This window comes from Heliorestis convoluta (genome assembly GCF_009649955.1).
Lineage (GTDB): Bacteria > Bacillota > Desulfitobacteriia > Heliobacteriales > Heliobacteriaceae > Heliorestis > Heliorestis convoluta.
The window spans coordinates 3,208,250-3,218,981 of sequence record NZ_CP045875.1; the positions used below are offsets into that span (position 1 = coordinate 3,208,250).

The following is a 10,732-nucleotide window of genomic DNA, read 5'->3' on the forward strand; positions in this document are numbered from 1 at the left end:
ATAATTCAGAAACAATGCGAATGATTTGGAAGCCAACTATAAATCGATATAGAAATATAGTAATTTTTAGACGCTCTGGCGAGATTCTGTCGGGAAAGTTATCTTTATCAGTACATAGAAGATATATCAATTATACGGTAAATTATATAATTCTACAATCAATAGCAAAGATCAAAAGTAAAGAAGTTAGTTTTTGTGCTGCTCTAAAGCACGGCGCGCTACTTCGACTTCCCTTACGTTAAAGTTGGCTTCAAGGGCCGCCGCAAGGCTCTCGAAATGATCATTTAGCGCTTGCAATGCCTCTGTAGTTGTTGTATCGAATGCTGTAGTCAAAGCATTATGATACACAGGAAAGAGCAAGTCCCGTCCTTCTTGTAAATAACTATCCGCAGGCGCTTGCAAGGCCTTTTCGAGTTCTTCCCGAAGACGAGCACGACCAGAACCTTCGAAGAAGTCTTTCGGACTTTTGATCATAGACAAATGAGAAAAGAGGGACTTTGTACTTTCTCGGAGTCGATAGAGAGGCAATTCCGGCGTAGAAACAGTGAAAACTTCTCTCGGAGGTAGTTGCAACTGCGGAACTTCTTGGCGAACGAGTTCGGAAAACTTGTTGTGTAACTGTTTTGCTCGTCCATTAAGAAAACTTTCTAGACGCAGGGAGGTAGCTCGTAGCTCTTGCGCAAGTTCTTGTTCTGCCCTTTCTATCAAACTCTCTAAAGAGTGGTGAGCTCTGTTTTTGGTAATAGCGCCACGGTCATCTTGCAACAAGGCCGGGTTAAAGTAACGGTTAAAAAGGTCGCCAAAGCGGAAGAAAAAACGCTGCTTTACGTAGTACAAAAGCTCCTCCAGCTCCTGCTGTAACAGAGCTCTTTCTGTTGTTGTATCTATGCCTTGAATGAGACGCTGCACTTGTGCTCGTGAAGCTTCATAAGCGGCCTTTTTGACGCGCTTGGCCTTTGCATCGGTATGGGCCGTAGCAATTACTTCATCTAATGATGTCAAACAGCGCGTTAACTCGTTTTCAGCAGCTTCAATGGCTACGGCAGTCAGTTCGTGGAAGGTAAAGTGAAAAAATGATTCTTCAAAGGTGCTAAAGCCAGAAAGTGCAAGCCCTTCTTGACAACTTGCCTGATTCTCAGAGTCAGACAAAATATTTTTTGCACTGCGTAATGCCTTGAGCCGTTGATGGTATGTTTTCTCTAGCCCTTCTGTTAGTGTGCCCGTACTAGCCAAACGTGCTAGCAACGCTGTTTGACTGGAAATGGGGAAGATGCGAGGGTGATAAATACCACAGTCAGCGACTCGTTCCGTTACGTGTTCTAAGACCTCTTCTAGCTCTTGACCCGTCTTAGCCAGATCGGCGGCGTTGACGAGGAAGAACATTTTGTCCAAGGCAAAAGTATCTTTGACTCGACCTAGCTGTACTAGAAAGTCACGATCAGCATGGGAAAAAGCGCTGTTAAAGTATGTGACGAATAAGACAGCGTCAGCGTTTTTAATGTAGTCAAAGGCTACACCAGTATGACGGGCATTGATTGAGTCGGCACCCGGTGTATCTACGAGCATAATGCCTTGATCGGTGAGTGGACAACTGTAATAGAGCTCAATCCACTCAACAAAACAAGCTTTTTCCTCACTGGCTACGTAGTCATTAAAAGATGTCAAGTCGATCACTTGAATGGATCCAAGTTGATTTTCTACGAAAGATAGGCCTTTCGAGACAGCTTGTAAGAAAGAATAGTGAGGCTTTGCTGTAGGATGAATTTGACTTGGTGATAATTGATGAAGTAGTTCTAAGGCTTCATCTAAAGTTTTCGCCTCTACATCGCAGGCCCGTAAGGAGTGGATTACATCGCTTTCTATATCAGCCTTCGTTTTTAACTGAACTCGTACAGTTCCGTGAGGATAGATAGAATTGGGAGGAAGAATTTTATTAATAGCTGCTGTTGTTGGATTTGGTGATACGGGCAAAACAAATTGACCAAGCAAAGCATTTGCTACTGATGATTTACCGGCACTGAAGGCACCAAACAAGGCAACGGTGAATATATTTTCCTCTAGTCGTTCTGCTCGTTGCTGGAGGGATTCGGCCATATGAGAAAACCCAGGGATCTTTTCTACTGTCTGAGCAAATATATGCAGTGTCGCGCCTGTCTGTTGTAAAAGATTGTCACTTTGGCTTTGCTTTTCAATCCTCTTGTTATCAGGGCAGGTATCTTTTCGGCTAGTAACTTCCATCTTTTGCTGAGACAACGCTCCATTTGTTACTATGGCGCTACCATTTCCCTGCACAGACGTACCGATGGCTTGACCAAGAGGCACCGACCTTTCGAGAAAATCGTTTTGATTATGCTCATGAAGAGAAGGGAGGATTTCTTGTAGAGATAAGGTAGATGAGAAGTTTTTTTCTAAAAGATGTATTAGTTCGGTTTGGTATTGCCGTTCCTCTTGCTCTGTTTTTTCCAAGTTACGCAGAGCTTCAACCAAGGTTTGTAGAGGTTGAAGTCGCTCATTCAATTGTGTCAGTTCTTGTTCGCTTTCTTGTCTTGTAATATTCGAGACTTTTTCAGCGAGAGCCAGTGCTTCACGTCGATAAAGACGCTTTACCTCAGAAGCAATGTCTTTCGTAAAATTATGAGTATACTCGTTATTAACAAGGGCACTTTCTTTCACAGCATGCTCTATTAAGTTGCTGTCCCAAGTGACGGTAAAGCCATGGGCATCTTCCATATAGCTTCGATCAGAGATTCCGTAGTCCTCAGGAATTTTTGCCAAAAGGCTTCGCAGATGCCATTCCAACTGCGTCGATACGTGATGAGTAAAGTCATCTGTTAAAGCTTGTAGACGACGCTCTATTTCTTTTTTCGTTTTTTCTGCAGTGAAAAAGAAACCTACTTTAAAGCCTGGTTGTCGACTGATCAAATACTCTTGGGCCAGTTGGGTTGTTGTAAAAGGTGTGATTCGAGCGTTCTCTACAACTTGAAGGATTTCTCGTTCTAGCTCCGCTTGCAAACCTTCGGTCCGGCTATAAAGGCGATCAGCTTGTGCTTGTAGAGTTTTATAGCTTTCTAAAGCCTGCTCTAAGTCTTCGGTCTCATCGATTTGTTCTTGCCACTTTTGTTTCAAGGATTCATGCTGCGTCGCCTGACGAGCACAATGATCTTTCACTATTTGCTTGGCAGCATTGTGCATTGTTGTTGGCAAAAGAGCCAGTTTATTTTTAGAAAGCGACAAAAGCGATTCTCGCAAAAGGTCTAGTTGGTTTTCTTCATGGTTATCATCGAGTAATGTGGTATAGAAAATCCCTTCCGGGTGAACATCCCAAGCAGCAAAGCCTGACCTTGAACTGCTCTTGTAATAGGAAAAGTCCAATTCAAAATCGCAATGTTTGTCAATCTGATGAATCACAAGCAATAGTATTTTGCCTTGTTCCTGCATCTCTTTAGCAAAAGTAAAGTTGATTTCAGATTGAACATGGTTATAATCCATTACATAAACGACTACATCAGCTGTAACAATGGCTGGTTCGTGGGCTAGTTTTTTTGCTTTTTCTGCAGAATCAATGCCTGGTGTGTCTATAAAGACAAGTCCAGGAGCATCGAGCTGGTGAGGTACCGTGAGTGAAATGGACTCTGCCTTTTTGTTATCGAGACAGTATTGGTGAATCAAGGTCAAATCTTCTTTGGGATGTAGCTTGATTCTTGATGATTCGGGATAAAGGCAATCGAGATCCCTTTTTTCCTCATCGATGGGGACCTGGATTGTTGCAGAAGGCTCTCCCCAATGAATCGTCACAATGTTAGAACTCGTTGGAATCGGGCTCGTTGGCAGCCAGTTATAGCCCAACAATTTGTTCAGCAAGGCTGATTTACCGCTAGAGATATGACCACAAAAAGCAATATGGATTTCCTCTTTTTGAAGCTTCTGAAGGAGCCCCTTTATAGCACAGATACTAGATTCGTCGCCAACTTGTCGAAGCGGTTCCATTACATCAATAAGACGAGAATGCAAGTCTTGAAGTGAAGCGCTTGATGAATCACGTAGCGTTACTTGATCGAATGGTTTTTCCTTACTCTGCGTGAACCTTTTGTCCGAAGGATCATAAGTCAACAAATTGAACACCTACTTATCAATCAATTTATATATTTCTCAAGAAAAAGCATTGTAGTGACAGCGTTTTTAATAATAAAAAGGTATCACTCGCTTGATTGTAGCACTCAGTTTTTAGAAATAGAATCCCTTTACTAATGGAAATCATTGCATGTGAATAAAAAAACAGATGAAGACAAGGTATCGGGTCTGCTAGTTTGATATTTTTAGCTTTAGCTTCGAATGTGCTGACTCGTGTTGGCTAATCAAGACTGAAAAAGGGATTTAATTGGAAGTGACGAATAGTGTCTATAATAAAATGGATGACATATAGAATGATTTTGAGTTATTTCCAAAGGAGTCTTATTTGTGAGCAAAATTATTGTTGAAGAAGTGGCCCTTCCAGTAGATTCTGTACTGAAAGAATCTTTAGAGAGGGTAGATTATGTTGACGCCTATCGGATTCCATGGCCTGAGGGAGTAGAGAAAGATGTGGTAGCTCTGATTGATGGACTCTTCACGTCGGCACCTGCTTGGACTACGGCGTTAACTGAATTTCGCAATCGTGTAGTTCCTTATTTCGGTATTAAAGTGCCAGAGTCCAATTCTCAAATGAGAGCGGCTGATTTTGACTTTACACCAGGAAGTAAAGGCAGTTTCTTTCGTGTCTACGAAAGAGAGGAAGATGAGATTGTTGTAGGAGACGATGATCGTCACCTTAACTTTCGCATTTCCTTTATGCTTGATAGGGAAGAAAGTAACAGTCTGAAGCAAGAGGATGCAAAGGTTTGGGCTGTTGTCTCTACAGCTGTGCAATTTCACAACTGGCTCGGCAAAGCCTACTTCTTACCAGTACGTCCTTTTCATCGACGCATGGTTCCAGCTATGTTAAAGAGCCTAGCTAGTAAATCTAGAGTAAAAAAAGCCTGAACAGGTTCAGTCCGCTCAGGCCTTTTTACTTCCTTTTTTATTAAAAAATGCAGTCAACCGTATAACCATAAATTCTGCAAAAGGAAAGTCCAAACTTTCGCAATCGAGGCGAATATGGTAAAATAGAACAGTATTCTGAAAATAGTAGTACCTATTTAGGGCAACGATTTTTACATGAAAGGGTGGCTAGGGATGGCAAAGATCTTGATCGCACCAGGTCGCTATGTGCAGGGACCAGGTGTGCTTAAAGAAGCAGGGGAGCAGCTAAAAGGTTTTGGTAAAAAGCTCTTTATTTGTGGTGATGCTTTTACAATTAATCTGACCCAGGACACCTTGAATCAATCTGTGCAAGCGGCTGGTCTGGAACCTTCCTATGAGCAATTTAATGGAGAATGTTCTTTTAATGAGATTGAACGATTAATCGGAAAAGCGCAGGATCTCCGAGCCGATGTTATCGTTGCTGTCGGTGGTGGAAAAGTCATTGACGCAGGCAAAGCTGTAGCGATGAAGATGGGTCTTCCTGTGGCAGTCATTCCTACGATTGCAGCGACTGATGCGCCTTGTAGTGCCTTGTCTGTTATCTATACAGAAGAAGGTGTTGTTGAGCATTACCTGATTACACCGGCAAACCCCAATCTAGTTCTTGTTGATACAGCGATTATTGCCAAGGCGCCAGTCCGCTTTTTGGTAGCTGGCATGGGAGATGCGCTAGCTACTTGGTTTGAAGCTGATTCTGCTTCACGAACCAACTCTAAAAATATGCCCGGTGGACTTACTACAGTTACAGCGTTAAGCCTTGCTCGCCTTAGCTATGACACTTTATTGGAGTATGGTGAAATGGCCAAAGAAGCGGTACAAGCTGGTGCGGTCACCGAGGCAGTAGATCGTATTGTTGAAGCCAACACGTTACTCAGTGGTTTAGGCTTTGAAAGTGGCGGGTTAGCGGCTGCCCACGCCATTCACGATGGTTTAACTGTTTTAGAAGAGACCCACCACTACTATCATGGTGAAAAAGTCTCTTTTGGTGTATTAACGCACATTGTATTAGAAGGTCGTAGACCCGATCAAATTGAGGAGGTTCTCGACTTCTGTTCGCGAGTAGGACTTCCAGTGACACTTGCTGAAATTGGTGTGACGGATCCAACACCAGAAAAAATAAGAGCTGTCGCTGAAAAAGCTTGCGCAAAAGGATCGAGCATTTATAACATGCCTGTACCGATATCCGTTCAAGCTGTAGAAGATGCGATTTTAGGTGCTGATGCCATAGGACGAGCATTTAAGAAAAAGTTCGGGGTTTAATCCCGAGCTTTTTCATTTCTTGTGAGACCTTCTTTTTTATCCTTACCTTTACGCTGTCGCTATCGTGTTTTTTTTGCTCAAAAAAAGTTGAAAAAAATCTACAATTAGAAAAAAATACCTTTGACTTACGGCTGAGTAGATGATACAGTATACATCGTGCTCGGGCACAGAGATGAACGAAAAGGCTAACACTAAGCCAGCGTAGCTCAATCGGTAGAGCAACTGACTTGTAATCAGTAGGTTGCGGGTTCAATTCCTGTCGCTGGCTCCATCTTTACTATACAATTTTATTTGCGGTCGTGGCGGAATTGGCAGACGCACTGGATTTAGGTTCCAGCGGGCAACCGTGGAGGTTCAAGTCCTCTCGACCGCACCACTTGCGGAAGTGGCTCAGTGGTAGAGCATCGCCTTGCCAAGGCGAGGGTCGCGAGTTCGAATCTCGTCTTCCGCTCCATTGCTACTTTCATTAATGTAGCATCAGAACCAACACTTACAGCACTTAAGATGGACGATTTGGTATGCTTTGTTTTAACGGCGAAGTTGCCAAAAAGAACCAGTAGACAAAACGATGACAAACATGATACTATGTATTTCCGCCCAACGAGAGGGCAAAACAAACCGGTCCTTGAAAATCAAACAGTTGTAAACAAGTCAAGCGTGCGAAAATGTCGAAGCTTTCGGGCTTGCGACAAACCAATCAATTCTGAGAACTTTTGCAGATTCGGTGATGGTTATTCGGAACCTTCATTATAAATGCAAAAGTTATCAAAAAGAAGTCAATTAAGAGCTTTATCAGGCTCACCCATATATAAGGAATGCAAAGGAAGTTAACCGCTGACGCCATTTATGGCGCAGCGAACTCCAAAACATCCTTTTTTGGAGAGTTTGATCCTGGCTCAGGACGAACGCTGGCGGCATGCCTAACACATGCAAGTCGAACGGAGCAGATAAGTAGCTTGCTACTTTGCGATGTCGGCTCATCGCATCCTGGGGCGTGAAGTAGGTCCCAAGGGTTGGGCGTGTTCGCCCATTAAAGCGGTACGTGAGCTGGGTTCAGAACGTCGTGAGACAGTTCGGTCCCTATCCATCGCAGGCGAAGGAAGTTTGACGGGAGCTGCCCCTAGTACGAGAGGACCGGGGTGGACCGACCGCTGGTGTACCAGTTGTGTTGCCAAATGCAGCGCTGGGTAGCCAAGTCGGGACCGGATAAGCGCTGAAAGCATCTAAGCGCGAAGCCGACCCAAAGATGAGACTTCCCACTACGTAAGTAGGTAAGACCCCAGGAAGATGACCTGGTTGATCGGCTCGAGATGGAAGCGCTGTGAGGCGTGTAGTTGACGAGTACGAATCGGTCGAGGACTTAACCTACTCTTTACATCGCGAATATTTCTCTGTGTAGTTTTCAAGGTACAACAAAAGTATAACAAAAAAAGCCTGTTACACTCTTTCAAGTGTAACAGGCTTTTTTACTTTTTTTTGCAGTCCGATCAAAAGAATTGTGATTTTTTCTTTGCTCTTAGGGGTCAATTGTGTCTAGCCTTGCAAGTAAAAAATCTACGGCACATTGACCTTTTACCCGGGAAGCCACCGCTCAAAGACAGGGATAAGTTGCTCCAGTTTAATTGGCTTACTGATATAATCATCCATTCCCGCACGAAGGCACCTATCTTTATCTCCTTGCATTGCCAATGCGGTCATAGCAACAATTGGTGTCCGTTGATTCTTTTTGGATTCCCATTTTCGGATCGCTTCGGTAGCCTGAAAACCATCCATTTCTGGCATATGGCAATCCATGAGAATAAGGTCATATTCCTTTTTCTGTAGCGAATGAATAGCTTCTAAACCGTTATTGGCAATATCCACAGTCAAACCCATTTTGCTTAAAAGGTTCAGAGCTACTTTTTGATTTACTTGATTATCTTCAACAAGTAAGACTGGCTTTTCCAGCTCCCAAACTGGATAGGTTTTTGCAGGACCGTTGTCAAACGAATCAACTTGATTTTGATGTACAGGTTCGGCTACGGTTTGATAAGGAATCGAGAACCAGAAGAGGGAGCCCTCACCGATCTTACTAGTAACACCAATTTCTCCGCCCATGAGTTCAACCAATTGTTTTGAAATGCTCAAACCAAGCCCGGTACCACCATAGAGACGCGTTGTTGAAGAATCTGCCTGAATAAAAGGGTTGAAAATATTATGAATAACTTCTTCCTTAATTCCTATACCCGTGTCTTTTACTTCGAACTTTACTTTCATGATGTCATTATCTTTTGACTCTATAGTAATTTGAATTAATACTTCACCCTGAATGGTAAATTTGATCGCATTCGATACCAAATTGATTAAAATTTGACGCAACCTGTTTCGATCTCCGATAACCCAATCATCTACTTCGCTTGGCATTGCTAAGGATAGATTTAGACCATTTTTCCCTACCTTTTTCTTAAAAAGATTAATCACACTTATAGCAATTTGACGTAAATTGAAAACAGTGTCCTCAAGACGCATTTTAGCAGCTTCGAGCTTCGAAAAATCTAGTATATCATTGAGAACATGGAGAAGCACTTCAGCTGAGTCTGAAATGGCTTCTGTAAATTCTCGTTGCTCCTCAGTGAGAGAAGTTTCTGACAGTAAATGATTCATGCCTAGAATTCCATTCAAGGGGGTGCGAATCTCATGGCTCATTATAGCAAGAAAATCACTCTTTGCTCGAGTGGCTTCTTCTGCTTTTTTATAAGCCTGATCGAGTTGAATCATCTTTTCCTTTATTGTCTTGAATTGCTTAACATTTTGCGCAAGAAGGGTCGTTATTTTGAGATGACCCTCAATCATATCTCTCATTTTTTCCATCAATTCGATGATACTATTGGAATATAAATTCTCTTTATCATCTAACAAACATATGGTACCAAATACGCTACCGTTTGGCTTTCGGATGGGGAAACCAAGGTACGCTATTAGACCGTATTTAAGGTCTGGATTATTGTTCCACTCATCAGATTTCAAGGCATTGGGCACCAGCAACTTACTCTGTGTTTTTATTACTCTTTCACAGTATAATCCAGAATCATAAAGGGCTTCTTTATCTTTGATTTTATAAGGGTTACCTTGGCTATTGCTGGCAACAAAGACCTCAATTTCGCCTGAACAGATACGCATGATTAGCCCTACACGTGTGCCAGATAATCTTGTTACAAGATCAATAATACTTTGCCACTCTGATATAATATCGCATGATACGTTTTCACAAGATATTTTTATGTTATTGTTAATATCTTCAAACATTCAAACATCTCCTGACAAATAAAAACAGCCCTGACTTTTAAAACTGGACTGTGATTTTATGAAGGCTTTTATCGATTTCATAGACATCAGTATGTTTGGTTACTGTGAGTATTTCTTTCAGAACTTCTTTAACGTTAGTTAGGACTTTATTTCAACCTTTTGATGAGTATACTTATAAAGATTAATTAATAGACCAATATCTACACTATCGATGAAGAGACTTGATTGATCTCGATATTTAGCATATTGACGTCATTGTTAATGAAAGGGAAAAATGTAATCTCGTACATAACGAGCATCTTTAATTGTTAAATTAGAAGAAAAAATTAGAAGAAAGAATGAGCCGCGCCTTGTCGGCCTCCTATCCTATATGCCATGTTGATCATCATCTTATTTTAGGAAATTGTATTTAGGTAAACATTATATAATTATTCAACAAATTATTAGTAAGCCCTTCTATTTTATGCAAAAATGTTTAATTAGTAACAACCGCCCACTTATGCTTCTCCTGGACAAGGACGATGGCAAGATTGTGAAAAGCCAAATTTAGAAATAATTACATTTGACACAATACTAAGATATTGGTAATATATAAATCTCGTCCATGGACATGGGTATACCAACACTTACAGCACTTAGAATGGACGATTTGGTATGCTTTGTTTTAACGGCGAAGTTGCCAAAAAGAACCAGTAGACAAAACGATGACAAACATGATACTATGTATTTCCGCCCAACGAGAGGGCAAAACAAACCGGTCCTTGAAAATCAAACAGTTGTAAACAAGTCAAGCGTGCGAAATTGTCGAAGCTTTCGGGCTTACGACAAACCAATCAATTCTGAGAACTTTTGCAGATTCGGTGATGGTTTTTCGGAACCTTCATTATAAATGCAAAAGTTATCAAAAAGAAGTCAATTAAGAGCTTTATCAGGCTCACCCATATATAAGGAATGCAAAGGAAGTTCACTGCTGACGCCATTTATGGCGCAGCGAACTCCAAAACATCCTTTTTTGGAGAGTTTGATCCTGGCTCAGGACGAACGCTGGCGGCATGCCTAACACATGCAAGTCGAACGGAGTTAAGGGATAGCTTGCTATTCCAAGACTTAGTGGCGAACGGGTGAGTAA

4 protein-coding genes, 3 tRNA genes and 3 other annotated features are annotated in these 10,732 nt (G+C 41.9%); of the genes, 5 read left to right on the top strand and 2 right to left on the bottom strand.

Translation table 11 applies throughout. From position 1 onward, the window contains the following. Positions 1-186: 186 nt before the first annotated feature. Positions 187-4,110, bottom strand: a complete 3,924-nt coding sequence (locus FTV88_RS15445) for a dynamin family protein (protein WP_153726431.1) — start codon at positions 4,108-4,110, stop codon at positions 187-189. Between the two features lie 348 nt (positions 4,111-4,458). Between FTV88_RS15445 and FTV88_RS15450 the strand changes: the two genes are divergently transcribed. The 5 genes from FTV88_RS15450 to FTV88_RS15470 all read left to right on the top strand — a co-directional run bounded on the left by FTV88_RS15450 (position 4,459) and on the right by FTV88_RS15470 (position 6,772). Beyond that, the gene (locus FTV88_RS15450; RefSeq protein ID WP_162008091.1) at positions 4,459-5,019 is read left to right on the top strand and encodes a DUF2867 domain-containing protein; all 561 of its coding nucleotides are present in this window, start codon (positions 4,459-4,461) and stop codon (positions 5,017-5,019) included. Between the two features lie 192 nt (positions 5,020-5,211). Beyond that, positions 5,212-6,318, top strand: coding sequence for a glycerol dehydrogenase (locus tag FTV88_RS15455; protein ID WP_153726433.1), 1,107 nt, complete (start codon positions 5,212-5,214; stop codon positions 6,316-6,318). 195 nt (positions 6,319-6,513) lie between these two features. Continuing rightward, positions 6,514-6,589: transfer RNA gene (locus FTV88_RS15460), tRNA-Thr, on the top strand. 22 nt (positions 6,590-6,611) lie between these two features. Then, positions 6,612-6,694, top strand: a tRNA-Leu gene (locus tag FTV88_RS15465). A gap of 3 nt (positions 6,695-6,697) precedes the next feature. Continuing rightward, positions 6,698-6,772 (top strand) — tRNA-Gly (locus tag FTV88_RS15470). Positions 6,773-7,285: 513 nt separating this feature from the next. After that, positions 7,286-7,393, top strand: a sequence feature (23S ribosomal RNA rRNA prediction is too short). 19 nt (positions 7,394-7,412) lie between these two features. Next, positions 7,413-7,674, top strand: a sequence feature (23S ribosomal RNA rRNA prediction is too short). Positions 7,675-7,890: 216 nt separating this feature from the next. On the opposite strand, the gene FTV88_RS15475 is transcribed toward FTV88_RS15470, so the two are convergent. Next, on the bottom strand, positions 7,891-9,603 hold the full coding sequence (locus FTV88_RS15475; protein WP_153723799.1) for a GAF domain-containing hybrid sensor histidine kinase/response regulator: 1,713 nt from the start codon (positions 9,601-9,603) through the stop codon (positions 7,891-7,893). A 1,009-nt stretch (positions 9,604-10,612) separates the two neighbouring features. Continuing rightward, positions 10,613-10,732 (top strand) — a sequence feature (16S ribosomal RNA rRNA prediction is too short).